Source organism: Bacillus sp. 2175 (assembly GCF_057812155.1).
The window spans coordinates 5,075,052-5,100,542 of sequence record NZ_CM173819.1 but is presented as its reverse complement, the minus strand read 5'-3'; the positions used below and the strand labels follow the sequence as shown (position 1 = coordinate 5,100,542).

The following is a 25,491-nucleotide window of genomic DNA, read 5'->3' as shown; positions in this document are numbered from 1 at the left end:
AATGTATACAACTTTAGAAAGAGGTGCAATGATTGCACCTCTTCTCAACGTAGGGATACCGAGCGGGCGCTCAGTGTTAAAAAATGAAATGGGGGAAAGAAACATGAGTAAAACAGTTATTTTAAGTGCTGCAAGAACACCAGTTGGAAAATTTGGAGGATCTTTAAAAGATGTAAAAGCGACGGAACTTGGAGGAATTGCAATTAAAGCAGCGCTTGAAAGAGCAAATGTTGCGGCTAGTGATGTTGAAGAAGTTATATTTGGAACGGTTATTCAAGGTGGACAGGGGCAAATTCCATCGCGCCAAGCTGCAAGGGCCGCTGGAATCCCATGGGAAGTGCAGACGGAAACAGTGAATAAAGTTTGTGCATCAGGGCTTCGTGCGGTTACGTTGGCGGATCAGATTATTCGTACTGGCGATCAATCACTAATTGTAGCTGGCGGTATGGAGTCGATGAGTAACAGTCCTTACATTTTACGCGGAGCAAGATGGGGATACAGAATGGGCAATAACGAAGTTGTTGATTTAAACGTTGCTGACGGTTTAACATGTGCATTTTCAGGTACACACATGGGCGTTTATGGCGGAGAAGTTGCGAAAGAAGATGGAATTTCTCGCGAAGCGCAAGATGAATGGGCATATCGTAGCCATCAGCGTGCGGTTTCAGCGCATAAAGAAGGGCGTTTTGAAGAGGAAATCGTGCCAGTAACGATTCCGCAAAGAAAAGGCGATCCTATTGTCGTTGCAAAGGATGAGGCGCCACGTGAAGATACAACGATTGAAAAGTTAGCAAAGTTAAAACCTGTATTTGATAAGACAGCGACGGTGACAGCTGGTAATGCGCCGGGACTAAATGATGGTGGTGCCGCACTTGTATTAATGAGCGAAGACAGAGCGAAGCAAGAAGGAAGAAAGCCATTAGCGACAATTTTGGCGCATACAGCAATTGCAGTGGAATCTAAAGATTTCCCAAGAACGCCAGGTTATGCAATTAACGCATTGCTTGAAAAAACAGGCAAGAAAATTGAAGACATCGATTTATTCGAGATTAATGAAGCATTTGCAGCGGTAGCAATTGCAAGTACAGAAATCGCAGGAATTGATCCGGAAAAATTGAATGTAAATGGCGGCGCGGTAGCGATGGGACATCCAATTGGAGCAAGCGGAGCGCGCATTATCGTTACACTAATCCATGCACTTAAGCAGCGCGGCGGCGGAATTGGAATTGCTTCGATTTGTAGCGGTGGCGGTCAAGGGGACGCAGTGATGATTGAAGTCCACTAATTAAAGTTCGAGGGTATAAAATTTATTAACAATTAAGGGGGAAGAAAAAATGGGTGTACAAAACATTGTTGTAATTGGTGCAGGGCAAATGGGATCAGGAATTGCACAAGTATGTGCAATGGCAGGATATGACGTGAAGGTACAAGATTTAAAGCAAGAGCAATTAGATAGAGGAATGGCTATCATTACGAAAAACTTAGCGCGCCAAGTAGAAAAAGGACGCATGAAGGAAGAAGAGAAGGAAGCGACATTAAATCGTCTTACAGTAACGCTTGATTTAGATTGTGTGAAAGAAGCGGATCTTATTATTGAAGCAGCTGTTGAGAAAATGGATATTAAAAAGAAAATCTTTGCGAATCTAGATGAAATTGCTCCAGAACACGCAATTTTAGCGACGAATACGTCATCTCTGCCAATTACAGAAATTGCAGCGGTAACGAAGCGTCCGGAAAAAGTAATCGGTATGCACTTTATGAATCCAGTTCCAGTTATGAAGCTTGTTGAGATTATTCGTGGTTTGGCTACCGATGATGCGGTATATGAAGCAATTGAAGATATTACGAAAAAAATTGGGAAAGTACCAGTTGAAGTGAATGATTTCCCAGGTTTTGTATCAAACCGCATTTTACTACCGATGATTAACGAAGCAATTTATACGTTATATGAAGGTGTAGCGACGAAAGAAGCAATTGATGAAGTCATGAAGCTTGGTATGAACCATCCGATGGGGCCTTTGACACTCGCTGATTTTATCGGTTTAGATACGTGTTTATACATTATGGAAGTGTTGCATGAAGGATTAGGAGATAGTAAATATCGCCCATGTCCATTATTACGTAAGTATGTGAATGCAGGATGGTTAGGGCGTAAAACAGGTCGTGGATTCTACGTTTACGAATAAATGCCCCCTTTGTTACAACATAGTGGTCTTACCAAATTATTTAAAGGATATATAGCAAATGGAGGCGGAATATATGAACTTTCGTTTTAATGAAGAGCAGCAAATGATGAGGAAAATGGTTCGGGATTTTGCACAGAAGGAAATAGCTCCCTTTGTTCCTAGTATGGAACAAGGGGTGTTCCCGAAAGAGATTTTGCAAAAGATGGGTGAGCTTGGATTAATGGGTATTCCAGCGCCTGCAAAATACGGCGGGGCAGAAATGGACTTTATTTCTTACATTCTAGCAATTGAGGAAATCTCAAAGGTAAGTGCAACAGTTGGTGTAATTTTAGCTGTACATACGTCAGTTGGAATGAATCCGATTTTATATTTTGGAACAGAAGAACAGAAGAAAAAATATGTTTCTAAACTTGCAACCGGGGAATATTTAGGTGCATTTGCTTTAACAGAGCCAAATGCAGGATCAGATGCAGGGAGTTTGAAATCAAGAGCTGTGAAAAAAGGTGATCATTATATTATTAATGGATCGAAAGTGTTTATTACAAATGGTGGTGAAGCAAGTACATACATTGTATTCGCTTCTACAAATCCAGAGGCAGGAAAAAGTGGTATTTCTGCATTTATAGTAGAGAAAGATACACCTGGTTTAATCATTGGAAAAGATGAACATAAGATGGGACTTCTCGGTTCTCGTACAGTACAACTTACTTTTGAAGATATGAAAGTGCCAGCTGAGAATTTACTTGGGGAAGAAGGACAAGGATTCAAAGTGGCGATGGCGAATTTAGATGTTGGGCGAATTGGAATCGGTGCGCAGGCTTTAGGAATTGCTGAAGCGGCGCTTGGCTGTGCAATTGATTATGCAAAAGAAAGAGAGCAATTCGGGAAGCCAATTGCGGCGCAGCAAGGGATTGGCTTCAAGCTTGCAGATATGGCAACAAGTGTCGAGGCAGCAAGGTTACTCGTATATAGAGCGGCATCTCTTAGGGCACAAGGATTACCATGCGGTAAAGAAGCATCTATTGCGAAATTATTTGCTTCTAAGACAGCGGTTGAAGTCGCGATTGAGGCGGTGCAAGTATTTGGTGGTTACGGTTATACGAAAGACTATCCAGTAGAACGATTTTTCCGTGATGCGAAAATTACGCAAATATATGAAGGAACAAGTGAAATACAGAAACTTGTTATTAGCCGTGCTTTATAAAAGGGCGAGGGGGAGACGGAGATGCATTTTAAACTATCAGAAGAACATGAAATGATAAGAAAAATGGTTCGAGATTTTGCTAAAAATGAAGTGGCACCAACAGCAGCTGAGCGTGATGAAGAAGAGCGATTTGATCGAGAGTTATTTGATCAAATGGCAGAGCTTGGTTTAACTGGTATTCCATGGCCTGAAGAGTACGGTGGAATTGGAAGCGATTACTTAGCATACGTAATCGCTATTGAAGAATTATCTCGCGTTTGTGCTTCAACAGGTGTAACACTGTCTGCGCATACTTCACTTGCGGGATGGCCAATTTTTAAATTTGGGACGGAAGAGCAAAAGCAAAAGTTTTTACGGCCGATGGCTGAAGGGAAGAAAATTGGTGCATACGGCTTAACGGAACCAGGATCTGGATCGGATGCTGGTGGAATGAAGACAATCGCAAAGAGAGATGGCGATCATTATATTTTAAATGGATCAAAAATTTTCATTACAAATGGCGGTATTGCTGATATTTATGTTGTTTTTGCGCTAACTGATCCTGAATCGAAGCAGCGCGGTACGAGTGCATTTATTGTAGAAAGTGATACACCGGGATTTTCAGTTGGGAAGAAGGAGAGCAAGCTAGGGATTCGCTCTTCACCAACGACTGAAATTATGTTTGAAGATTGCCGTATTCCTGTAGAGAATCTACTTGGAGGAGAGGGGCAAGGGTTTAAAGTTGCGATGCAAACATTAGATGGAGGTCGTAACGGTATTGCGGCGCAAGCTGTTGGGATTGCACAAGGGGCTTTAGATGCTTCTGTAGAATATGCAAGGGAGCGCCATCAGTTTGGAAAACCAATTGCGGCGCAGCAAGGGATTGGCTTTAAACTTGCGGATATGGCAACAGATGTAGAAGCAGCACGCCTTTTAACATATCAAGCGGCTTGGCTTGAATCAGAAGGGCTTCCGTATGGAAAAGAATCAGCGATGTCAAAAGTATTTGCAGGCGATGCAGCGATGAAGGTGACGACTGAAGCGGTGCAAGTATTTGGTGGTTACGGTTATACGAAAGATTATCCAGTAGAGCGTTATATGCGAGATGCAAAGATTACACAAATATATGAAGGAACACAAGAGATTCAGAGGCTTGTAATTTCTCGTATGTTAACGAAGTAGGAACGAAAGCGTAGGTATTTTCCTACGCTTTTTCCTTCCAAAAAATAATAGAGAGAGGTGAAGGGAATGGTTAAACATAATGTGCATGCATCGGTGAAAGATGAAAAATTAGTTGCGTTAAGACGTGAACAAATGATTAAAGGTGCGGTGCAACTGTTTAAACAAAAAGGATTTCCGCGTACAACAACGAGAGAGATTGCAAAAGCGGCTGGGTTTAGTATAGGGACACTTTATGAGTACATTCGTACCAAAGATGATGTTTTATATTTAGTTTGTGATAGTATATATGAACATGTAAAAGAAAGATTAGAGGAAGTAGTGTGTACAGAAAAAGGGAGTATAGAAAGTTTAAAGATAGCAATAACGAATTACTTTAAAGTGATGGACGAATTACAGGAAGAAGTATTGATAATGTATCAAGAGGTACGCTTTTTACCGAAAGAATCACTTCCGTATGTATTAGAAAAGGAGTTTCAAATGGTAGGAATGTTCGAGAATATTTTAGAACAGTGTACGGAAAATGGAACATTTACATTAAATAAAAAAGAAATACAGCTTCTTGCGCATAATATTTTTATACAAGGACAGATGTGGGGATTTAGACGCTGGGCGCTGCAAAAACTGTATACGCTCGAAGAATATACAGAAATGCAAATTAGGTATGTATTGCAAGGGGCCCATATGCTTCCGAAATAAGGAACAGACAAATTATAATTTTACTACCCTATAAAAGTTTCCCGTTTTTTTTGTAGCATATTTGTGCGACTTTTGTTTATAATGAATAGTATGGATTTTTTTAAGCAGGCCGTTATATATAAGGTTATATTTGATGAAAGGAAGTGCCGCATAAGTGGATTTTAAGCAATATTCACCAGAAGAGCTAAAAGAATGTTCAATGATTGAAGTTGTACATAGCGTTTTAGGGGATAAAAAACAAGCAACGACATTCAACGAGTTGGTTCAAGAAATCGCTCAAGTGCTGGGACTATCTCAAGAGCAAGTTAATGCGAAAATCGCACAATTTTATACAGACTTAAACATCGATGGACGTTTCATTAATTTAGGAGAAAATCGTTGGGGACTACGCAGCTGGTACCCATATGAGCAAATTGATGAAGAAATCTTGCCTCAACCAAAACCGAAGAAGAAACGTAAAGTTGAAGAAGACGGTTTTGACGACTACATTGAAGAAGACGAAGATGACTTCGACGATGCAGACGTAAGTGAAGATGAAGACGATGTAGAAGATTTGGACAAGGTTCTTGAAGAAGAAGACGGAGATGACGACGATCTTGATGATTTAGACGAAGATGACGACGACTTCGCTGAAGAAGAACTTGAGTATGATGAAACTGAAGAAGAAGAAGAGGAAGAACTGTAGTTCTTGACTTTTCATTATCGTCCATGTAGAATCATTTTTGGGCTCTTTAAAAAAGGACGATAATACTTTTAAAGTGTAAATATAAAAGAAAATTGCTCCCTACTTATTACTTTTTGTGATGAGGGGAGCAATTTTCTTTTTTGTTTTTTGTTTAGAAAATAAAAAGAGTCTAACAATAAGATGGATACAGTGTTATCTACATACGTTGCGCTTTGCAACGGTGATTATATAACAGCAAAATAGAAGGGAGCTTTTTCATGACTAAGTATATTTTTGTAACAGGCGGTGTAGTATCGTCTTTAGGAAAAGGTATTACAGCAGCATCTCTTGGAAGACTTTTAAAAAATCGTGGTTTAAACGTAACGATTCAAAAGTTTGATCCATACATTAACGTAGACCCAGGGACTATGAGCCCATACCAACACGGTGAGGTATTCGTAACAGATGATGGCGCAGAAACTGACTTAGACCTTGGTCACTATGAGCGTTTCATCGACATTAACTTAAACAAATACAGCAACGTAACAACAGGTAAAATTTACTCTTCAGTTCTTCAAAAAGAGCGTCGCGGTGAATATTTAGGAGGAACAGTTCAAGTTATTCCTCATATTACTAACGAAATTAAAGAACGCGTATATCGTTCTGGTCGTGAAACAAATGCGGATGTTGTTATTACAGAAATCGGTGGAACTGTTGGTGACATCGAGTCTCTACCATTCTTAGAAGCAATCCGTCAAATTAAGAGCGACATCGGTCGTGACAATGTAATGTACATTCACTGTACGTTAATCCCGTACTTAAAAGCAGCGGGTGAAATGAAGACAAAACCAACACAACATAGTGTTAAAGAACTTCGTAGCTTAGGTATTCAACCAAACATTATCGTTGTTCGTACAGAAATGCCTGTTTCTCAAGATATGAAAGACAAGCTTGCATTATTCTGTGACATCGATACAAAAGCAGTTATCGAAGCTCGCGATGCAGATACTTTATATGCGGTTCCATTATCTCTTCAAGAACAAAACATGGACCAAATCGTTTGTGACCACTTAAAATTAGACAATCCAGCTGCAGATATGACAGAGTGGATTGCGCTAGTTAACAAAGTGCGTAATCTTTCTAAGAAAACAAAAATCGCTCTTGTTGGTAAATATGTAGAACTTCAAGATGCTTATATTTCTGTTGTAGAAGCACTTCGTCATGCTGGTTACTCATTCGACACAGATGTAGAAGTAAAATGGGTAAATGCTGAGCACGTAACAGCAGAAAACGTAAAAGAATTAGTTGGCGATACAGATGGTATCCTTGTACCAGGTGGCTTCGGCGATCGTGGTGTAGAAGGTAAAATCGTTGCGATTCAATATGCTCGTGAAAACAAAGTTCCATTCTTAGGAATTTGCTTAGGTATGCAACTTGCATCAATCGAATTCGCACGTAATGTATTAGGTTTAGAAGGTGCTAACTCTTCTGAAATCAACCCTGACACACCATATGCAATCATCGACTTATTACCAGAACAAAAAGATGTAGAGGACCTAGGTGGTACACTTCGTCTTGGTCTATACCCATGTAAGCTTGCTGAAGAAACAAATGCTTACAATGCTTATAATGAGCCGGTTGTATATGAACGTCATCGTCATCGTTATGAGTTCAACAACCAGTTCCGTCCGGATATGGAAAAAGAAGGATTTGTATTCTCTGGTACAAGCCCAGACGGCCGTCTAGTTGAAATCATTGAATTAAAAGACCACCCTTGGTTCGTGGCAGCACAGTTCCACCCAGAACTTGTTTCTCGTCCAAACCGTCCACAACCATTGTTCCATGACTTCGTAAGAGCTTCTATTACGAATAAAGAGAGCAAGTAATAAAAAAAGCGCCTGAAATAAGGCGCTTTTTTTAATATTCATTTAACATTTCATCGATTGTAAATTTGATTCCGTGATAAGCAAATAAAGCTACTATTAAACTTGGGAATCCGTAGCGATTACCTTCATCGTCTGGAATAAGACCTTTTAACAGTTTTGTATCAATATGTACGTCTGTATATCGTTCGAGTGATTCCGTACCTTCTTGAAGAGCAGAAATGCCGACAATAGAGTGTCCCTCTTCTTGTAGTTTTTTTGCAATTTCTACAACCGCTTCATCTGTTGAAAAACGGCTAATAAGAAGTACACGATCCGCAGAGGTTACTTCTGCTTCTTTACCATTTTCAAATAAGCGTTTTGCTTGCTTCATTGGTTCAGCACCGAATAGTGCCTCGGCAACAACGCCTTCCATTTCATTTGTACCATGTAAATAAATGAAACCATCGCCAACTAGTGCTTGAGCAAGTAAACGAGCACTATCTTCTATATTCATTTCTTCTTTTTGAGAAACTCTGGAGAAATAACCACTTAATTGAGTTGAAAAAATTTTTAACATAATGTTACTCCCTTCGTACGTGTTTGCCGGCTTTCATTATAGTTTATTTTTTTAGAAAGGTGAAATCGTAGGGTAGCATAACAAAATAGGAAACGGTAAAATAAGAAAGAATAGGAAGGAATTTGCCAAAGAATAGCGAAAATAAATCGTTAAGATATAAGAAGCTTTAAATCTTGTACTTACACAGAAAGGTTGGGAATTATGGAAGGTAAAATTTTAATCGTTGATGATCAATATGGGATTCGTGTGCTATTACATGAAGTGTTCCAAAAAGAAGGTTATCAGACATTCCAAGCAGCAAATGGATTTCAAGCTTTAGATATCGTGAAAAAAGATAATCCAGATTTAGTAGTGTTAGATATGAAAATTCCAGGCATGGATGGTATAGAGATTTTAAAGCATGTAAAAGAAATTGATGAGAGTATTAAAGTAATTTTAATGACTGCTTATGGAGAGCTTGATATGATCCAAGAAGCAAAAGATTTAGGTGCTTTAATGCATTTTGCTAAACCATTTGATATTGATGAAATTCGTCAAGCTGTGAGAAATGAGCTCGCTGTAGAGGCGTAAAAATGAATTTTTTATAAAAAATATGGAAAAAAGCGTTTACATGGACTATTGTGCAGGTGAATACGGTTGAGTTTTTGAGTACAAGTTGTTATCCTATTGAGTGTAGAAAAAAGTCCGGTATGTAGATATACATATTTTACCTTATTCTGGTCATACTACCAGCGATAAGAACTTATCGGATACAAAAAACGTTTTTTAGGAGGATTCACCATGCCTTTAGTTTCTATGAAAGAAATGCTAAACAAAGCACTAGAAGGAAAATACGCAGTTGGTCAATTCAACATGAACAACTTAGAGTGGACTCAAGCTATCTTAGCTGCTGCGGAAGAAGAAAAATCTCCTGTAATCCTAGGTGTATCTGAGGGTGCAGCTCGTCATATGACTGGTTTCAAAACAGTTGTAGCTATGGTTAAAGCTTTAATCGAAGAAATGAACATCACTGTTCCTGTAGCGATTCACCTTGATCATGGTTCAAGCTTCGAAAAATGTAAAGAAGCAATCGATGCAGGTTTCACATCTGTAATGATCGACGCTTCTCACCACCCATTCGAAGAAAACGTTGAAACTACTAAACAAGTAGTAGAATACGCACACGCTCGTAACGTATCTGTTGAAGCTGAGCTTGGAACAGTTGGCGGACAAGAAGACGACGTAATCGCTGAAGGCGTAATTTACGCTGACCCAGCAGAGTGTAAGCACCTTGTTGAAGCAACAGGTATCGATTGCCTAGCTCCAGCTTTAGGTTCTGTACACGGTCCTTACAAAGGTGAGCCTAACTTAGGATTCGCTGAAATGGAACAAGTTCGTGACTTCACTGGCGTACCTTTAGTATTACATGGTGGTACTGGTATCCCAACTGCTGATATCGAAAAAGCTATCTCTTTAGGTACTTCAAAAATCAACGTAAACACTGAGAACCAAATCGAGTTTACAAAAGCTGTTCGTGAAGTATTAAACAAAGACCAAGAAGTTTACGATCCTCGTAAATTTATCGGACCTGGCCGCGACGCTATCAAAGCAACTGTTATTGGTAAAATTCGCGAATTCGGTTCTAACGGTAAAGCGTAAGAATAAAATTCCGTTTTGGAAACCGTCTAGTCTTTTAGACGGTTTCCTTTCGTTGTATAATGAAAGCGTGAACAAGTCTAAAGATTTTATCATTTTTGGTTTTTAAATAGAAAATAATGTGCATAGTCCTATTAATAAATGTGATAACGTATCTAAATTGATAAAGTGAATTCGATGAATAGTTGATCTTTATCTATTCGTGCTACAGGAGAAATGAAGATAATGGTTTCCTATTTATTGAGTTTTGGGATGGAAAGAGTAATTGAGATTCTTAAGGGGAGCTTTCTATAAAAAGATAGAAAGTAAATACATTCACAAGAAGGGAGCTCAATATGGAAAAATTGCTAATTGAAGGCGGAAGAGCTTTAAATGGAACAATTCGAGTAAGTGGTGCAAAGAACAGTGCCGTTGCATTAATTCCAGCGACAATTTTAGCAGATACTCCAGTAACTATTGGTGGTGTCCCTAATATTTCGGACGTGAAAATGTTAGGAGACTTACTAGAGGAAATTGGAGGGAAAGTAACTTATGGACAGGAGGAAGAAATGGTAGTCGATCCTTCTAACATGGTTGCAATGCCTTTGCCAAATGGAAAAGTGAAAAAATTGCGCGCTTCTTATTATTTAATGGGTGCAATGCTTGGCCGTTTTAAAAAAGCTGTTATTGGGCTTCCGGGTGGATGTCATTTAGGCCCGAGGCCGATTGATCAGCATATTAAAGGGTTTGAAGCGCTAGGTGCACATGTTACGAATGAACAAGGTGCCATCTATTTAAGAGCAGATGAGCTACGCGGGGCACGTATTTATTTAGATGTTGTTAGTGTAGGAGCTACAATTAATATTATGCTAGCAGCTGTACGAGCAAAAGGTAGAACTGTTATTGAAAATGCAGCGAAAGAGCCTGAGATCATTGATGTAGCTACATTGTTAACAAGCATGGGAGCCCGTATTAAAGGTGCTGGTACAGATGTAATCCGAATAGATGGTGTTGACTCTTTACATGGTTGTCACCATACTATCATCCCAGATCGTATTGAAGCTGGTACGTATATGATTCTAGGAGCTGCATCAGGAGGAGAAGTAACGGTTGATAACGTTATTCCTCAGCATTTAGAATCAGTTACTGCAAAGCTAAGAGAAGCTGGTGTTCAAGTTGAAACGAACGATGATCAAATTACGGTGAACGGTAATAGAAAGTTAAAAGTAGTTGATATCAAAACGCTTGTATATCCAGGTTTTCCAACGGATTTACAACAGCCGTTTACGACGCTTTTAACAAAGGCGCACGGGACGGGAGTTGTAACAGATACAATTTACGGTGCCCGTTTCAAACACATTGATGAATTACGTCGTATGAATGCTCAAATTAAAGTAGAGGGTCGTTCGGCAATTGTAACTGGTCCTGTGTTACTGCAAGGTGCAAAAGTGAAGGCGAGTGATTTACGAGCGGGAGCGGCACTTGTTATTGCAGGTTTAATGGCAGATGGAATTACAGAAGTAACAGGACTTGAGCATATTGATCGAGGTTATGAGAATATAGTGGACAAGCTTAAAGGGCTTGGAGCAAACATTTGGCGAGAACAAATGACAAAGCAAGAAATTGAAGAAATGAAGAACGCATAAGTGATACTTCCGCAAGGGGGAAGCGAAGCATCACTACTTGCGGAAGTACACTTTATAGAAAAACACGGTTCACAAAATAGGGCAGAAATATAAAGACTTAAAGGAGAGGGATTATCGTGGAAAGAAGTTTATCTATGGAGTTAGTACGTGTAACAGAGGCTGCAGCTTTATCATCAGCGCGTTGGATGGGGCGCGGGAAAAAGGACGAGGCAGACGGTGCAGCAACATCAGCTATGCGTGATGTATTTGATACAATTCCGATGAAAGGTACAGTTGTAATTGGTGAAGGTGAGATGGATGAAGCACCAATGCTATATATCGGAGAGAAATTAGGTACAGGATATGGACCACGTGTAGACGTTGCGGTTGATCCTTTAGAAGGGACAAACATCGTAGCAGCTGGTGGCTGGAATGCTCTTGCTGTTATTGCAATTGCAGACCACGGTAATTTGTTACATGCCCCTGACATGTACATGGATAAAATCGCGGTTGGCCCAGAAGCAGTCGGGGCGGTCGACATTGATGCGCCTATTATTGATAACTTACGTGCAGTTGCGAAAGCAAAAAATAAAGATATTGAAGATGTTGTAGCGACAGTTTTAAATCGTCCACGTCATCAAGAAATTATCGAAGAAATTCGTAAAGCTGGTGCTCGCATTAAATTAATTAATGATGGAGATGTAGCTGGAGCGATTAATACAGCGTTTGATCGTACAGGTGTAGATATTTTATTTGGATCTGGTGGAGCACCTGAAGGTGTATTAGCAGCAGTTGCTTTAAAATGTTTAGGTGGAGAAATTCACGGAAAACTATTGCCACAAAACGAAGCTGAATTAGCACGTTGTAAAAAAATGGGCATAGAAGACATTAATCGTATCCTTCGTATGGAGGACTTAGTAAAAGGTGACGATGCAATCTTTGCAGCAACAGGCGTAACAGATGGAGAACTATTACGCGGTGTTCAATTTAAAGGTAGCGTAGGAACAACGCAATCCCTTGTTATGCGCGCAAAATCAGGCACAGTTCGCTTCGTGGATGGACGTCATAGCTTGAATAAAAAACCAAACTTGGTTATTAAATAAAAAGCGTAAGCAGCTCGTTCAGAAAGGTTAAAATGGTCGACTTTTCTAACTATCGGAGCTGGAACTAAATTAAATAAGAAGCGAAGACAAATTTTCTTGTCTTCGCTTCTTGTATTTGTGTTCCAACGTATTGATTAAAACTAGATAAAAGGGTTACAATAGTGAATATTACCCTACTTGAACTTATTGCCTTTCATTATTAATTATTTGCCTTCCGTATTTTTTCCCTTTACCCATGAAAAAAGAGAATAACGTTAAAGTGTGGTGTCTGAATGAATTTGTCAATTGCAGCATTAGAAAACATGAAATTAAAAGAGTTATACGAGCTTGCGAAAGAATTTAAGATTTCGTATTATAGCAAATTAACGAAAAAAGAGTTAATTTTTTCTATTTTGAAAGCTCGAGCAGAAAAAGAAGGTTTCTTTTTCATGGAAGGCGTATTAGAAATTATTCAATCAGAAGGATTTGGATTCCTACGTCCTATCAACTATTCTCCAAGCTCAGAAGATATTTATATCTCAGCTTCGCAAATTCGTCGTTTCGATTTACGTAATGGAGATAAGGTTTCTGGTAAAGTACGACCTCCGAAAGAAAATGAACGCTATTTTGGGTTATTACAAGTTGAAGCTGTAAACGGAGATGATCCAGATTCAGCAAAAGAGCGTGTGCATTTCCCTGCATTAACACCATTATACCCAGATCGCCAAATGAAATTGGAAACGGAACCTAAAAAGTTACCGACACGCATCATGGATTTAATCGCACCAGTTGGATTTGGACAACGTGGTTTAATTGTTGCGCCTCCAAAGGCTGGTAAAACAAGTCTATTAAAAGAAATCGCGCATAGTGTTACAACAAATCATCCGGAAGCAGAATTAATTGTACTTTTAATTGATGAGCGTCCAGAGGAAGTAACAGACATTGAACGTTCTGTTAAAGGAGATGTTGTAAGTTCTACTTTTGATGAAGTGCCAGAAAATCATATTAAAGTAGCTGAGCTTGTGTTAGAACGTGCGATGCGTCTTGTAGAGCACAAGAAAGATGTTATCATTTTAATGGATAGTATTACCCGTTTAGCTCGAGCTTACAACCTCGTTATTCCACCAAGTGGTAGAACATTATCAGGTGGTATCGATCCAGCTGCCTTCCATAGACCGAAGCGTTTCTTTGGAGCTGCGCGTAATATTGAAGAAGGCGGTAGCTTAACAATTTTAGCGACAGCCCTTGTTGATACAGGATCACGTATGGACGATGTTATTTACGAGGAATTTAAAGGAACTGGAAATATGGAACTTCACTTAGATCGTTCATTAGCTGAACGTCGTATCTTCCCGGCGATCGATATTCGTCGTTCTGGTACACGTAAAGAAGATCTATTAATTCCAAAAGAACATTTAGACAAGTTATGGGGCATTCGTAAAACAATGCGTGATACACCAGACTTCGTTGAAAGTTTCTTACGTAAGCTTCGTCAAACGAAGACAAATGAAGAGTTTTTACAAAACATTGTTGCAGACTCAAAAAGGTATGTAACAACTAAGTAAAGGGAAAAAATCAGGACTCGCTTATTTTATAGTAAGCGAGTTTTTTATGCTGTTTAGGTGATATTAAAGAGAGAAATAAGTGAGAGAACCTTAGCCAGTCAGAGCTAAACGAGCCGTCTCCACTTTAAGATAATATCGAGCTCCAGCGGCTAAAATCTCCGGTCATTTTGCTCTCTCGCATGAAGCAAAAAGCGCTTCAGGGTCGAGAGCTCCAATGCCCTGCGATTTTGAACGAGCCGTCTCCACTTTAAGATAATATCCAGTTCCGGTGGCTAGCTCTTCGCATCTAAGAACCTTCCGCCCAAAAGGTAAAAAGCACCTTTAGGTCGAAAGAACCTTAGCTGGTCAGAGCTGAGCGAGCCACCTCCACTTTAAATTTAATATCCAGCTCCAGCGGCTAGAATGGTTGGTGGCTTCGCGTCTTCCTACGAGGCAAAAAGCGCCTCTACGTCAGAAGCTCCATCCCCCTCCCATTCTGAACGAGCCGCTTGCGCTTTTAAAATTAAAAAGACAAAAACAGGTAGTTGCAAAATGAAGTTAGCCTTGTTATAATTTCATCATATGTGTTTCATCAATATAGTTGTGTATGCAGCTGAAGATGAAAAACTCTGTTTCGAAAATGATTCAGGGCGGAAGGAGATGAAAAGAATGAAAGCAGGAATTCACCCAGATTACAAGAAAGTTGTATTCATGGACACAAACACAGGCTTCAAATTCTTAAGCGGATCTACTAAAGGATCTAACGAAACTGTTGAGTGGGAAGATGGTAACACTTATCCATTACTAAAAGTTGAGATCAGTTCTGATTCTCACCCATTCTACACTGGACGTCAGAAGTTTGCTACTGCAGACGGACGCGTTGACCGCTTCAATAAGAAATACGGTCTTAAGTAATAAAAACATAAAACAGGCAAGTGTATGTATTCGCTTGTCTGTTTTTTTTGCGAAAATATTATACCTTTACCCTACTTTTAACTGAAAAGTAGATGAAAGGAGAGCTTCATGTACTTAATAAATCAAAATGGCTGGATTGAAGTGATTTGCGGTAGTATGTTTTCTGGCAAGTCAGAAGAGCTAATCCGCCGTGTGCGCCGTACGCAATTTGCAAAACAACATGCAATTGTATTTAAACCATGTATTGATAATCGATATAGTGAAGAAGATGTAGTATCACATAACGGATTAAAGGTAAAAGCAGTTCCTGTTTCAGCTTCAAAGGATATATTTGAACATATTACAGAAGAGCTGGATGTTATTGCAATCGATGAGGTGCAATTTTTTGATGGGGACATTGTGGAAGTGGTGCAAGTATTGGCAAATCGTGGCTATCGTGTCATTGTAGCTGGTTTAGACCAAGATTTCCGTGGTCTACCATTTGGACAAGTTCCTCAGCTGATGGCGATTGCTGAACATGTGACAAAACTACAAGCAGTATGTTCTGTATGTGGATCTCCAGCAAGTCGTACACAACGATTAATTGATGGAGAACCAGCGGCATTTGATGATCCAATTATTTTAGTTGGAGCTTCAGAAACGTATGAACCGCGTTGTCGTCATTGTCATGCAGTACCTGCAAACAAAGATAAGTAAAACTCGCTGCGCAAGGCGGGTTTTTTTCAAAATAGAGAGAATGAGCGGTGTGAGCCGCTTACGCTTTTAAATATATCTAGTTCTGGTGGCTAGCTCTTCGCATCTAAGAACCTTCCGCCCAAAAGGTAAAAAGCACCTTTAGGTCGAAAGAACCTTAGCTGGTCAGAGCTGAAAGAGCCACCGCCACTTTTAAATATAATTTGCGTTTTTTTGAGTAAGTACCATATACTATTTGTATTAGATACTAGGATGTAGAGGTGAATGATGTGTTAGATCGTTTGCAAGCTGTAGAAAATCGTTATGAGAAGTTAAATGAATTGTTAAGTGATCCAGCGATTATTAGTGATTCAAATAAGCTTCGTGAATATTCAAAGGAACAGTCTGATATACAGGAAACGGTAGAGGTGTATCGTGAGTATAAGGATGTTCGTGAGCAATTAAAAGATGCGAAAGCAATGTTAGAAGATAAGTTAGACGCAGAAATGCGTGAAATGGTAAAAGAAGAAGTTTCTGAGTTAGAATCACAAGATAAAACATTATCAGAGCGTCTGAAAATTTTACTTGTTCCAAAAGACCCTAATGATGATAAGAACGTTATCGTTGAGGTTCGTGGAGCTGCTGGTGGAGATGAGGCAGCTTTATTTGCTGGTGACTTATACCGTATGTATAGCCGTTACGCTGAGGTACAGGGCTGGAAAACGGAGATTATTGAGGCTAGCTATACAGAGTTAGGTGGATATAAAGAGATTATCTTTATGATTAATGGTAAAGGTGCTTTCGCGAAGCTGAAATTCGAGAATGGTGCTCACCGTGTACAACGTGTTCCTGAAACGGAATCTGGTGGACGTATTCATACATCTACAGCAACAGTAGCTGTATTACCAGAGGCAGAAGAAGTAGAAATTGATATTCATGAGAAAGATGTTCGTGTTGATACATTCGCTTCTAGTGGACCTGGTGGACAGAGCGTTAATACAACGATGTCAGCGGTGCGTTTAACGCATTTACCGACTGGTGTAGTTGTATCTTGTCAGGATGAGAAATCACAGATCAAGAATAAAGAAAAAGCGATGAAAGTATTACGCGCACGTGTTTATGATAAGTTTAGACAAGAAGCGCAAGCTGAGTATGATCAAAACCGTAAACAAGCTGTTGGTACGGGAGATCGTTCAGAGCGTATTCGTACGTATAACTTCCCGCAAAACCGTGTTACAGACCATCGAATCGGTTTAACGATTCAAAAGCTAGATCAAATCTTACAAGGTAAGTTAGATGATTTCATCAATGCCTTAGTGATGGAAGATCAGGCTCAAAAGATGGAGGCAGCTGAGTAATGCGTGTCTATGAAGCCCTGAAATGGGCTTCTTCTTTTTTACAGGAAAATGGACGAGATGAAAATGCGGGAGAAATTGTCCTTTGTCATGTATTAAAGGTGAACAGAACAGGATTACTTATGAATATGCGTGAAGAAATAACTGAGGATCAAGAGAAAAGCTTTACGGAGTTTATCCACAAGCATGTAGAAGGTATTCCTATTCAATATATGATTGGTTATGAAATGTTTTATGGACGGTCTTTCTTTGTGAATGAAGAAGTATTAATACCAAGACCGGAAACAGAAGAGCTTATAGTGGGAGTATTAGAAAGAATCGAGCGCCATTTTGGTGATGAGAAACTACATGTAGCAGATATAGGTACAGGTAGTGGAGCGATTTCTATTACGCTTGCTTTAGAAAATGAAAATCTTCATGTGTATACAGTAGATATTGCACAAGAGTCGATTGAAGTTGCAAAAGAAAATGCAAAAGCTTTAGGTGCAGAAGTAACGTTCTATCACGGTGATTTATTGTCACCATTTCATAAAACGGGTCAAAAGCTAGATGTTGTTGTTTCAAATCCTCCATATATACCGGAAGAGGATTGGCGTGGTCTTTCTCCTGTTGTGAAAGAGCATGAGCCGAAGAGAGCACTTGTTGGTGGTGAAGACGGATTAGATTTCTATCGCCGTTTTATGGAAGAATTGCCGAATGTGTTGCAGAAGAAAGCGATTGTGGCGTTTGAAATTGGAGTAGGACAAGGTGAGGATGTAAAAAGATTGTTACAACAAGCTTTTCCACATGCTCATGTTGAGGTTGTTTTCGATATTAACGGAAAAGATCGTATGGTATTTGCAGAGATGGAGTAAGGTTCACACCTTACTCTATTTTTTTGTGGAAAAATTCATATAGATTTTGAATTTAATAGTTTAGAAAGATGAAAGTCTGTCCACACTGTTTGTAGAAGGGACGGTGGAGGAAATGAAAAAACAAGTTATTGCTTATCTTCTTATACTATTAATTGGTGCACAGTTACTTGTGCAGTTTGGATATATGAAAGCTGATGCGAAAGGGCCTTCAGTTATTCCGAAAGAGGCCGTTCGATTACGAATTTTAGCAAATAGTGATTCAGATAAAGACCAGGCATTAAAGCGTAAAGTGCGTGATGAAGTAAAAGCACAAATTGATGGGTGGGTAGCGGATTTAACTTCATTTGAAGAGGCACGCAAAGTAATTCAAAGTCATATTCCAGAAATCGAGAAAACGGTGGAAAATACGTTAAAAAGAGAAGGAAGTAAAGATTCATTTCAAGTGAAATTTAGTAAGAATGTAAAGTTTCCTACAAAGGTATACGGGAATTTTATTTATCCAGCAGGAGAATATGAAGCAGTATTAATCACAATTGGAGAAGGTGAAGGGGCGAACTGGTGGTGTGTATTATTTCCACCAATGTGTTTCTTAGATTTTTCGAGCGGGACAGCTGTAAGAAAAGAAGAGCACGTTGTGAAGGCGGAATCTCCTGAAGAGGAGCAGGTGAAACAACTAGATGAGGAAGTAATAGATAAAGAAGAGAAGAAAGTAGATAAGGTAAAAGAAACGAAAGCTGTAAAGCAGGAAGTAGTAAAAAAAGTAACAGCTTCTGAAAAGAAAGTAGTAAAAAATGAAACAAAAGTCGAAGAGCAGCCTGTAAGTAAAGAAGAAATAAAAACTGTGGGAAAAGTGGAGAAACCTGTGGAGAAAAAACAAGAAAAGCAAAATGAGTATGTAAAAGTAGAAGAGGAAGAAGAAAAGCCAGAAGTTAAATTGTTTATTGTAGAAGCTTTTACATCTTTATTCTCTAAATAGTACTATTAATAAATCCCTCTTCATATATAAAAATGAGGAGGGATTTATTATGAAGAAAGTGTATTTTGCTACGAAAGCAGATGTGGAAAGATTACATTCTTTTTTCGGACAAGCTAATAAAAAAGATGATAAAATAAATGAGTTGTACGCACAATTTATGATTTTGGAAGAGGCGGAAGAAATACGAGCTGTAATTGGTTATGAACGAAGTGGGGAAGATGTGCTTATTCGTTCTTGTTTATTCACACCTCATGTGGATAAACAGACTTTCTTATATTTTTTTGAAATGTTTTTGCAGTATATGAAAGAAAAAAGTGTTCAACAATTGTACTTACTAACAAATCATCCACAATCTGTACCGATCTTTCAGTTTTTTGACTTTTTTACTATAGAAAAGGATGAGGTTCCAGAGGGAATTCAACAACTAGAACATTTTTGTAAAAATATAAAAGAGCAGAATGCAATAATACTAAATTGTCAGCTATTCACAAAGTTATCCACGGATTAATTAGGTTTATCCACATTTTGTGGATAAACCTTGTTTGTCTTTTGGATAAATCTCATAGTAAACTAAAAATATACAAGTATTTAAGGGTAGAAAAGGACGTGGAAAAAAATGCATACAAACATGTGGGTTGTGGATAATGTTGTGGAAAGAAAAAAATATTATCCACAGTTACAAGAAGCAGCAAAATTATTAAGAGAAAATGAGGCGGTTGCTTTCCCTACGGAAACAGTATATGGGTTAGGTGCAAATGCGATGGATGATGAAGCAATCGCGAAAATTTTCGAAGCGAAAGGAAGACCGAGTGATAATCCACTCATTGTCCATATAGGTACAAAATCTCAGTTAGATGGGATTGTGAAAGAAATTCCACCAGTTGCAGAGAAGTTAATGGCGCATTTTTGGCCAGGACCATTAACAATTATTTTGCCGAGAAAAGAAGGGATTTCAGAGAAGGTGACGGCAGGACTTAATACGGTTGGAGTAAGAATGCCTGATCATCCAATTGCACTTGCTCTTATTGAAGAGGCGAATGTACCTGTTGCGGCACCAAGTGCGAATCGTTCAGGGCGTCCAAGTCCAACATTAGCTTCTCACGTATATGAAGATTTGAATGGGAAGATTGCAGGTATTGTTGATGGTGGTGCAACTGGAGTAGGCGTTGAATCAACTGTAATTGATTGTACAAGCGCGGTTCCAACAATATTACGTCCAGGTGGGATTACGAAAGAACAATTAGAAGCGGTGATAGGTACTGTTTCTTTAGATCCAGCTTTAAAGGATGAGAAGGAAAAACCGAAATCGCCTGGAATGAAATACACACATTATGCCCCGAAAGCACCACTTAGTATTGTTGAGGGCTCACGTGAGTTTATTCAGCATCTTGTGGATGAGAAAAAGGAAGAAGGATTTAAAGTAGGCGTATTAACGACAGAAGAGTATCAGCATGTATATAGTGCAGATGTTATATTATCTTGTGGTGTTAGAAGTGACTTAGCTAGTGTTGCGACTAAATTATATGATGTACTTAGAACATTTGATGCAAGTGAAGTGGATGTTATTTTTAGTGAGTCATTCCCTAATGAAGGAATAGGGAATGCAATTATGAATCGTTTAACAAAAGCGGCAGGACATCATATTATTATTGAATGATAAGGTAAGATTAGCAAACAGAATATTTCTCCTTGGATAAGCATATTGTGAAGTAGCACGTCCAAGGAGGGGCATGAATGACGTTTGAACAGCTAATACCTTTAATAATTATGGCATTCGCCTTAGGGATGGATGCGTTCTCGGTGAGTCTTGGTATGGGGATGATACCCCTAAAGTTAAGACAAATCCTGTATATTGGTATGACGATAGGGATATTTCATATTATTATGCCGTTTATAGGAATGGTACTAGGTCGTTTTTTATCAGAGAAGTATGGAGATATCGCACATTTTGCGGGTGCTATTTTATTAATCGGACTAGGGTTTTATATCGTATATTCGAGCATTTTACAAAATGAAGAGACTAGAACAGCCCCTATTGGAATTAGTTTATTCGTATTTGCATTTGGCGTCAGTATAGATAGTTTCTCAGTAGGACTTAGTCTTGGTATTTATGGGGCACAAACAATTATTACGATTTTACTTTTTGGATTTGTTAGCATGTTATTAGCGTGGATGGGTTTATTAATTGGGAGACATGCGAAAGATATGCTCGGTACATATGGTGAGATAGTAGGTGGTATCATTTTGGTTGGGTTTGGATTATATATCCTTTTTCCTATATAATTTTATGTAGGAGGGAATTATGAACAAGCTATTGGAATGGTATGTTAAATTTTTGACCTTCTATCCTCGATGGCTAAGAAGACTTATAATTTGGGGTATTATTTTGCAAATTTCGATGTTAGGTTGGATTAAGTTAATTCGTGAATGGTGAGATAGTTCCTTTCTGTGAATATTTTGTTTGTACTATATTTATTGCGCTAAAAATTACAGATATAGAAAGGATGAGATGAATGACGAGATTGAAGCAAGTTTTTGGTATTATTATTAGTTTTTTTGTTTTTTGGTTTAGTATGCTCGGTGTACAAATGTTTGCTGAGTTTTTAGATATTGAGTCATTGAAATTTGTTGCGGGAAAGACTGAGGCGGCGCGTGCCTTTTACTCTCCGTACCCGTTTTTAATTGTTTTTCTTATTACATTGCTTTCCCTATACTTCTTCGTAATTAAGCTAGGGAAGCCGAAAAAAGAGAAAATGCCTACTTTAGAGGAAAAGAAGGAAGAATTACAATGAGAAAATCCCCTGCTAAAAAGCAGGGGATTTTATATTTGAGTGATGGGAGGAATCTAGCCGCCTTGCTTTTAAATATATCCAGCTCCAGCGGCAAGCTCTTCGCATGAAGCAAAAAGCGCTTCAAGGTCGAGAGCTTGAAGTGTCCTGCGATTCTGAACGAGCCGCTTCCGCTTTTAGATATTATCCAGTTCCAGTGGCCAGCTCTTCGCATCTAAGAACCTCCCGCACGAAAGGTAAAAAGCACCTTTTGTGCGAGAGAACCTTAGCTGGTCAGAGCTAAACGGGCCACTTCCACTTTTAAATATTATCCAGCTTCAGCGGCTAGAATCTCCGGTCATTTCGCTCTCTCGCATGAAGCAAAAAGCGCTTCAAGGTCGAGAGCTTGAAGTGCCCTGCGATTCTGAGCGAGCCGCTTCCGCTTTTAGATTGGCCTAACCAATTCAAATTGTTCTCCTAATTTTGCATAGTTGTGTCCTGCTAGGCGGCTTATTGGTTTGAGTCCTTCGGCGTGAATGCGCCCTTTTTCATATAGATGTTCGGCAACGTGGAAACGAACGACGCGTCCAATTAGTAGATCACAAGCTGGTGAGTCTTCCGTTCCGCCAAGTGGAATTGCACGTTCTAATACGCATTCCATTCGAATATTTGCTTCTTTTACACCTGGAACAGAGATGACTTCACTTTCGATTGGTGTTAATTTTGCTAGTTCAATTTCACTTTCATTTGGCGGGAGGTTAGCTGCTGTTTCGTTAATTGCTGCTACATATGATTCGTCAGAAATATGTACGACAAATTCTCCTTTTTCAATTGCGTTTCGGGAAGTGTCCTTTCTTTCTCCGGCTTTTCGTTGTACAGATACTGAGATAAGTGGTGGATTAGCAGCGACAATATTGAAATAACTATATGGTGCTCCGTTTAGTACGCCTTCTTTTGTTACAGAAGTAACGAATGCGACAGGACGAGGGATGATACTTCCAGTAAGTAATTTGTAATTATCTTTTTCAGTTTGTTCATTTGGATTAATGGATAACATGCTTGTAATCCCCTTTCTAAATATGAATACTTATTGTTTGTTTACAAGATAACGATGAGAAAATCCTGCTGGAAATAATATTTTGTTTCATAAAAAGAACTTACTTCAATTGTAATGAAGTAAGTTCTTTTTTCAAGAATCTCAAATTTGAGATAAAAATTAAAGTAAAACGTATGCGCCAGGTCCGATTAAAGCTACACCAACAGCGACAGCGATTAACATTAAGTTATATTCATATCCGTTTTGTGTTACCCAGTAACCATTTTTTCCGTGAACAGTGAAGATAGCCATTAACATTGTTCCAACGATAAATAATGAACCAACTACAATGAAAATACCTGATGCAAATAAGAAACCACCTAGTAATTCAGTTGCGCCAGCCATAAATGCCATAAATACACCAGGACGTAAACCGATTGACTCCATCCAGCCACCTGTTCCTTTTAAACCGTAACCGCCGAACCAACCAAATAATTTTTGAGCGCCATGACCCATGAATGTAATTCCTATAATAAGACGAATAATAAGTAGACCGAAATCCATCATTTTTAAAAACCTCCTAAAAGTTATTAACTTACCTTACGTAAGTAATAATAAAATAGTTACTTACTTTAGTCAAGTGAATTTCGAAAAAAGTTTGAATTAAATTTTACAAATTAACAACAAAAAATAAAATGTAGTAAAGACCTCTAGACAAGTTGGGCAAAAAAAGAGAAAATATAAATAGAAGTTAACTTCTAATTGTTATTCAGACAATCAGAATTGACTGGAATTTTGTGAAGCGCTACAATAAGAGTCTATTAGTAATGACGTAATTTATTTCGAAAGCGTTTTTACAGTATAATATTCGAAGTATGAAGTCTTACATGTATCCCGAGCTTTACTAGGGATTGCCCTATAAACTTTTAGGTAAATTATAAGGAGGACTATCCTATGTTTAAAAAATTATTCGGTCTTGGTTCAAAAACAAATGAAGAAACAATCGTAGCTCCATTAACTGGAGCAGTGAAAAATATTGAAGAAGTACCAGATCCAGTATTTGCTGGTCGTATGATGGGTGACGGTGTTGCAATCGATCCTACTGAAGGTGTAGTTGTATCTCCAGTTGATGGTGAAATCGTACAATTATTCCACACAAAACATGCTATCGGAATTAAAGCGAAAAACGGTACAGAAATTTTAATCCACGTTGGATTAGAAACTGTAAAAATGGAAGGCGAAGGTTTCGAAGCTCACGTTTCTGAAGGCCAAGCTGTAAAAGCTGGAGATAAATTAATCTCATTCGACTTAGAATTAATCCGTGAAAAAGCGAAAAGCACAATTACTCCAATTGTTATTACAAACACAGATGCAGCTGAGTCTATTAAGACAACTGTAGGCGTAGCAGCTACAAAAGGTTCAACAGAAGTAATGAAAGTTACAATGAAATAATTGCAATATAAGAGGAATCCGTTTCGTATGAAATGGATTCCTTATTTTTGTTGCATGTTCAGCATGTATGTTAAAATACTCTAGGCACTTGGAAATAGGGTTTCACATATATGTGGATAAGGCTCATTTTTCTTAGAAAAAATATAAGAGAAATGCGCCTTTTGTATATTCACATTTCTTTTGTTCTATTCTAATGTAAGTTATGATGAATGGTAAGAAATCGAATATAGGGGTGGGTTTGAATGAAACGAGTGTTATTTGTTTGTACTGGCAATACATGTCGTAGTCCAATGGCTGAGGCGTTGCTTCGTCATCACGGAGGAGATAAGTTTGAAGTGCAATCTGCTGGTGTTTTCGCCTATCCTGGGAGCGATGCATCGGTACATGCGAAGGAAGCTTTAGCTGAAAAAGGAATTTTAATTGATCATGCGGCGCAGCAAGTAAATGAAACTTTGCTTGATTGGGCTGATATTGTTGTAACGATGACAGAAAACCATAAACAAATTGTACTTGGGCATTATCCGAGCGTTGAAAAGAAATTAAATACGTTATATGGATTAACTGAAGGTATAGGCAAGGACATTTCAGATCCATTTGGAGGCTCGCTTTCTATTTATAAAGAAACGTTAGATGAGATGGAAAAACTTGTACAAACTTTACTGAAAAAACATTCAGTAGGTTGATGTTTCGTGTATAATACGATATTGGAGATCACTTCTTCCTATATGAGGTAGCGAGTGTGAAATGAAGATAATTGATTGAAACTTTGGAGGGGTAAAAATGAAAGTAGTAATAGCATCTGATCACGGCGGTATGAATATCCGCAAAGAACTTGTAAGTTTATTAGAAGAGTTAAATATTGAATATGTTGATTTAGGTTGTGAATGTGAAGCTGGTTCTGTTGATTACCCTGACTTTGCGTTTCCAGCAGCTGAAATGGTAGCGAATGGTGAAGTAGATCGTGGTATTTTAGTTTGTGGGACAGGCATTGGTATGTCAATCGCAGCAAACAAAGTAAATGGTATCCGTTGTGCGTTAGTTCATGATACTTTCAGCGCGAAAGCAACGAGAGAGCATAATGACACTAACATGCTAGCGATGGGCGAGCGTGTAATTGGTGCTGGTCTAGCGCGTGATATCGCGAAAATCTGGTTAACAACTGACTATGAAGGTGGTCGTCACGAAAACCGCGTAGGAAAAATTAAAACATACGAAACAAAGTAATAGATTCTAACTATCAGTAGT

The 25,491-nt window shown here is 38.7% G+C and carries 28 protein-coding genes; 25 read left to right on the top strand and 3 right to left on the bottom strand.

Going from position 1 to position 25,491, the window contains the following annotated elements:
* Position 1 precedes the first annotated feature (1 nt).
* The 7 genes from ACXKY9_RS26660 (at position 2) to pyrG (ending at position 7,797) form a co-directional block, all read left to right on the top strand.
* Complete coding sequence (locus tag ACXKY9_RS26660) at positions 2–1,285, top strand: acetyl-CoA C-acetyltransferase (RefSeq protein WP_002101582.1); 1,284 nt, start codon at positions 2–4, stop codon at positions 1,283–1,285.
* Between the two features lie 49 nt (positions 1,286–1,334).
* The gene (locus tag ACXKY9_RS26655; RefSeq protein WP_000538880.1) at positions 1,335–2,186 is read left to right on the top strand and encodes a 3-hydroxybutyryl-CoA dehydrogenase; all 852 of its coding nucleotides are present in this window, start codon (positions 1,335–1,337) and stop codon (positions 2,184–2,186) included.
* A 73-nt stretch (positions 2,187–2,259) separates the two neighbouring features.
* Entirely contained in the window at positions 2,260–3,390 is a 1,131-nt protein-coding gene (locus ACXKY9_RS26650) for an acyl-CoA dehydrogenase (RefSeq protein ID WP_001011179.1), read from the top strand.
* A gap of 21 nt (positions 3,391–3,411) precedes the next feature.
* Positions 3,412–4,551 carry an acyl-CoA dehydrogenase AcdA gene (gene acdA / locus ACXKY9_RS26645; protein ID WP_000545545.1) on the top strand — a complete coding sequence of 380 codons (1,140 nt, stop codon included), beginning with the start codon at positions 3,412–3,414 and terminating at the stop codon, positions 4,549–4,551.
* A gap of 66 nt (positions 4,552–4,617) precedes the next feature.
* Positions 4,618–5,247: a TetR/AcrR family transcriptional regulator gene (locus tag ACXKY9_RS26640; protein WP_000238599.1), complete on the top strand. Its 630-nt coding sequence runs from the start codon at positions 4,618–4,620 to the stop codon at positions 5,245–5,247.
* A gap of 154 nt (positions 5,248–5,401) precedes the next feature.
* Complete coding sequence (rpoE, locus tag ACXKY9_RS26635; protein WP_000346280.1) at positions 5,402–5,932, top strand: DNA-directed RNA polymerase subunit delta; 531 nt, start codon at positions 5,402–5,404, stop codon at positions 5,930–5,932.
* A 257-nt stretch (positions 5,933–6,189) separates the two neighbouring features.
* On the top strand, positions 6,190–7,797 hold the full coding sequence (pyrG, locus tag ACXKY9_RS26630; protein WP_000170451.1) for a CTP synthase: 1,608 nt from the start codon (positions 6,190–6,192) through the stop codon (positions 7,795–7,797).
* 31 nt (positions 7,798–7,828) lie between these two features.
* Here pyrG and ACXKY9_RS26625 read toward each other — a convergent pair whose 3' ends face one another.
* A complete protein-coding gene (locus tag ACXKY9_RS26625) occupies positions 7,829–8,353 on the bottom strand; it encodes a DUF2529 domain-containing protein (RefSeq protein ID WP_000912402.1) in 525 nt (174 codons plus the stop codon).
* A 201-nt stretch (positions 8,354–8,554) separates the two neighbouring features.
* On the opposite strand from ACXKY9_RS26625, the gene spo0F reads away from it, so the two are divergent.
* The 15 genes from spo0F to ACXKY9_RS26550 all read left to right on the top strand — a co-directional run bounded on the left by spo0F (position 8,555) and on the right by ACXKY9_RS26550 (position 21,782).
* Positions 8,555–8,923 (top strand): sporulation initiation phosphotransferase Spo0F, encoded by a 369-nt coding sequence (spo0F, locus tag ACXKY9_RS26620; protein ID WP_000398594.1) that lies wholly within the window; start codon positions 8,555–8,557, stop codon positions 8,921–8,923.
* Between the two features lie 210 nt (positions 8,924–9,133).
* Positions 9,134–9,991, top strand: a complete 858-nt coding sequence (locus tag ACXKY9_RS26615; protein ID WP_001131855.1) for a class II fructose-bisphosphate aldolase — start codon at positions 9,134–9,136, stop codon at positions 9,989–9,991.
* A gap of 332 nt (positions 9,992–10,323) precedes the next feature.
* Complete coding sequence (gene murA, locus ACXKY9_RS26610; RefSeq protein WP_000413254.1) at positions 10,324–11,613, top strand: UDP-N-acetylglucosamine 1-carboxyvinyltransferase; 1,290 nt, start codon at positions 10,324–10,326, stop codon at positions 11,611–11,613.
* Positions 11,614–11,729: 116 nt separating this feature from the next.
* Positions 11,730–12,695, top strand: coding sequence for a class II fructose-bisphosphatase (gene glpX, locus ACXKY9_RS26605; protein ID WP_000442340.1), 966 nt, complete (start codon positions 11,730–11,732; stop codon positions 12,693–12,695).
* Positions 12,696–12,967: 272 nt separating this feature from the next.
* Positions 12,968–14,239, top strand: a complete 1,272-nt coding sequence (rho, locus tag ACXKY9_RS26600; RefSeq protein WP_001053903.1) for a transcription termination factor Rho — start codon at positions 12,968–12,970, stop codon at positions 14,237–14,239.
* Positions 14,240–14,887: 648 nt separating this feature from the next.
* Entirely contained in the window at positions 14,888–15,133 is a 246-nt protein-coding gene (locus ACXKY9_RS26595; protein ID WP_000643433.1) for a type B 50S ribosomal protein L31, read from the top strand.
* Between the two features lie 108 nt (positions 15,134–15,241).
* Positions 15,242–15,829, top strand: a complete 588-nt coding sequence (locus ACXKY9_RS26590) for a thymidine kinase (protein ID WP_000280860.1) — start codon at positions 15,242–15,244, stop codon at positions 15,827–15,829.
* Between the two features lie 266 nt (positions 15,830–16,095).
* A complete protein-coding gene (gene prfA, locus ACXKY9_RS26585; protein WP_000887064.1) occupies positions 16,096–17,163 on the top strand; it encodes a peptide chain release factor 1 in 1,068 nt (355 codons plus the stop codon).
* Positions 17,163–18,014, top strand: coding sequence for a peptide chain release factor N(5)-glutamine methyltransferase (prmC, locus tag ACXKY9_RS26580; protein ID WP_001267055.1), 852 nt, complete (start codon positions 17,163–17,165; stop codon positions 18,012–18,014). The genes prfA and prmC overlap by 1 nt, the downstream gene beginning before the upstream one ends.
* A gap of 112 nt (positions 18,015–18,126) precedes the next feature.
* Positions 18,127–18,990, top strand: coding sequence for a stage II sporulation protein R (spoIIR, locus tag ACXKY9_RS26575; RefSeq protein ID WP_002133761.1), 864 nt, complete (start codon positions 18,127–18,129; stop codon positions 18,988–18,990).
* A gap of 49 nt (positions 18,991–19,039) precedes the next feature.
* Positions 19,040–19,498: a GNAT family N-acetyltransferase gene (locus ACXKY9_RS26570; protein WP_000758446.1), complete on the top strand. Its 459-nt coding sequence runs from the start codon at positions 19,040–19,042 to the stop codon at positions 19,496–19,498.
* Positions 19,499–19,606: 108 nt separating this feature from the next.
* Positions 19,607–20,647, top strand: a complete 1,041-nt coding sequence (locus ACXKY9_RS26565; RefSeq protein ID WP_000557351.1) for an L-threonylcarbamoyladenylate synthase — start codon at positions 19,607–19,609, stop codon at positions 20,645–20,647.
* 77 nt (positions 20,648–20,724) lie between these two features.
* Complete coding sequence (locus ACXKY9_RS26560) at positions 20,725–21,273, top strand: manganese efflux pump MntP (RefSeq protein WP_000142463.1); 549 nt, start codon at positions 20,725–20,727, stop codon at positions 21,271–21,273.
* Between the two features lie 19 nt (positions 21,274–21,292).
* The gene (locus tag ACXKY9_RS26555; RefSeq protein ID WP_001037636.1) at positions 21,293–21,424 is read left to right on the top strand and encodes a hypothetical protein; all 132 of its coding nucleotides are present in this window, start codon (positions 21,293–21,295) and stop codon (positions 21,422–21,424) included.
* A 79-nt stretch (positions 21,425–21,503) separates the two neighbouring features.
* The gene (locus tag ACXKY9_RS26550) at positions 21,504–21,782 is read left to right on the top strand and encodes a DUF3935 domain-containing protein (RefSeq protein ID WP_000197472.1); all 279 of its coding nucleotides are present in this window, start codon (positions 21,504–21,506) and stop codon (positions 21,780–21,782) included.
* A 421-nt stretch (positions 21,783–22,203) separates the two neighbouring features.
* Here the strand turns inward: ACXKY9_RS26550 and ACXKY9_RS26545 are convergent, their stop codons facing one another.
* Both ACXKY9_RS26545 and ACXKY9_RS26540 read right to left on the bottom strand, forming a co-directional pair.
* Positions 22,204–22,815: a flavin reductase family protein gene (locus ACXKY9_RS26545; RefSeq protein ID WP_000949054.1), complete on the bottom strand. Its 612-nt coding sequence runs from the start codon at positions 22,813–22,815 to the stop codon at positions 22,204–22,206.
* A gap of 159 nt (positions 22,816–22,974) precedes the next feature.
* Entirely contained in the window at positions 22,975–23,361 is a 387-nt protein-coding gene (locus ACXKY9_RS26540; protein ID WP_000968616.1) for a DoxX family protein, read from the bottom strand.
* A 387-nt stretch (positions 23,362–23,748) separates the two neighbouring features.
* On the opposite strand from ACXKY9_RS26540, the gene ACXKY9_RS26535 reads away from it, so the two are divergent.
* The 3 genes from ACXKY9_RS26535 (at position 23,749) to rpiB (ending at position 25,470) form a co-directional block, all read left to right on the top strand.
* Positions 23,749–24,246, top strand: coding sequence for a PTS sugar transporter subunit IIA (locus tag ACXKY9_RS26535; protein ID WP_000473665.1), 498 nt, complete (start codon positions 23,749–23,751; stop codon positions 24,244–24,246).
* A 242-nt stretch (positions 24,247–24,488) separates the two neighbouring features.
* Positions 24,489–24,929, top strand: a complete 441-nt coding sequence (locus tag ACXKY9_RS26530) for a low molecular weight protein arginine phosphatase (protein WP_000832369.1) — start codon at positions 24,489–24,491, stop codon at positions 24,927–24,929.
* Positions 24,930–25,026: 97 nt separating this feature from the next.
* Entirely contained in the window at positions 25,027–25,470 is a 444-nt protein-coding gene (gene rpiB / locus ACXKY9_RS26525) for a ribose 5-phosphate isomerase B (RefSeq protein WP_000869547.1), read from the top strand.
* Positions 25,471–25,491 lie beyond the last annotated feature (21 nt).

Bases quoted from the DNA above. Each gene is read 5' to 3' on its own strand.
- ACXKY9_RS26660 (WP_002101582.1), top strand. From the start codon at position 2: ATGTATACAACTTTAGAAAGAGGTGCAATGATTGCACCTCTTCTCAAC.
- ACXKY9_RS26655 (WP_000538880.1), top strand. From the start codon at position 1,335: ATGGGTGTACAAAACATTGTTGTAATTGGTGCAGGGCAAATGGGATCA.
- ACXKY9_RS26650 (WP_001011179.1), top strand. From the start codon at position 2,260: ATGAACTTTCGTTTTAATGAAGAGCAGCAAATGATGAGGAAAATGGTT.
- acdA (WP_000545545.1), top strand. From the start codon at position 3,412: ATGCATTTTAAACTATCAGAAGAACATGAAATGATAAGAAAAATGGTT.
- ACXKY9_RS26640 (WP_000238599.1), top strand. From the start codon at position 4,618: ATGGTTAAACATAATGTGCATGCATCGGTGAAAGATGAAAAATTAGTT.
- pyrG (WP_000170451.1), top strand. From the start codon at position 6,190: ATGACTAAGTATATTTTTGTAACAGGCGGTGTAGTATCGTCTTTAGGA.
- ACXKY9_RS26625 (WP_000912402.1), bottom strand. From the start codon at position 8,353: ATGTTAAAAATTTTTTCAACTCAATTAAGTGGTTATTTCTCCAGAGTT.
- spo0F (WP_000398594.1), top strand. From the start codon at position 8,555: ATGGAAGGTAAAATTTTAATCGTTGATGATCAATATGGGATTCGTGTG.
- ACXKY9_RS26615 (WP_001131855.1), top strand. From the start codon at position 9,134: ATGCCTTTAGTTTCTATGAAAGAAATGCTAAACAAAGCACTAGAAGGA.
- murA (WP_000413254.1), top strand. From the start codon at position 10,324: ATGGAAAAATTGCTAATTGAAGGCGGAAGAGCTTTAAATGGAACAATT.
- rho (WP_001053903.1), top strand. From the start codon at position 12,968: ATGAATTTGTCAATTGCAGCATTAGAAAACATGAAATTAAAAGAGTTA.
- ACXKY9_RS26595 (WP_000643433.1), top strand. From the start codon at position 14,888: ATGAAAGCAGGAATTCACCCAGATTACAAGAAAGTTGTATTCATGGAC.
- ACXKY9_RS26590 (WP_000280860.1), top strand. From the start codon at position 15,242: ATGTACTTAATAAATCAAAATGGCTGGATTGAAGTGATTTGCGGTAGT.
- prmC (WP_001267055.1), top strand. From the start codon at position 17,163: ATGCGTGTCTATGAAGCCCTGAAATGGGCTTCTTCTTTTTTACAGGAA.
- spoIIR (WP_002133761.1), top strand. From the start codon at position 18,127: ATGAAAAAACAAGTTATTGCTTATCTTCTTATACTATTAATTGGTGCA.
- ACXKY9_RS26570 (WP_000758446.1), top strand. From the start codon at position 19,040: ATGAAGAAAGTGTATTTTGCTACGAAAGCAGATGTGGAAAGATTACAT.
- ACXKY9_RS26565 (WP_000557351.1), top strand. From the start codon at position 19,607: ATGCATACAAACATGTGGGTTGTGGATAATGTTGTGGAAAGAAAAAAA.
- ACXKY9_RS26560 (WP_000142463.1), top strand. From the start codon at position 20,725: ATGACGTTTGAACAGCTAATACCTTTAATAATTATGGCATTCGCCTTA.
- ACXKY9_RS26555 (WP_001037636.1), top strand. From the start codon at position 21,293: ATGAACAAGCTATTGGAATGGTATGTTAAATTTTTGACCTTCTATCCT.
- ACXKY9_RS26550 (WP_000197472.1), top strand. From the start codon at position 21,504: ATGACGAGATTGAAGCAAGTTTTTGGTATTATTATTAGTTTTTTTGTT.
- ACXKY9_RS26545 (WP_000949054.1), bottom strand. From the start codon at position 22,815: ATGTTATCCATTAATCCAAATGAACAAACTGAAAAAGATAATTACAAA.
- ACXKY9_RS26540 (WP_000968616.1), bottom strand. From the start codon at position 23,361: ATGATGGATTTCGGTCTACTTATTATTCGTCTTATTATAGGAATTACA.
- ACXKY9_RS26535 (WP_000473665.1), top strand. From the start codon at position 23,749: ATGTTTAAAAAATTATTCGGTCTTGGTTCAAAAACAAATGAAGAAACA.
- ACXKY9_RS26530 (WP_000832369.1), top strand. From the start codon at position 24,489: ATGAAACGAGTGTTATTTGTTTGTACTGGCAATACATGTCGTAGTCCA.
- rpiB (WP_000869547.1), top strand. From the start codon at position 25,027: ATGAAAGTAGTAATAGCATCTGATCACGGCGGTATGAATATCCGCAAA.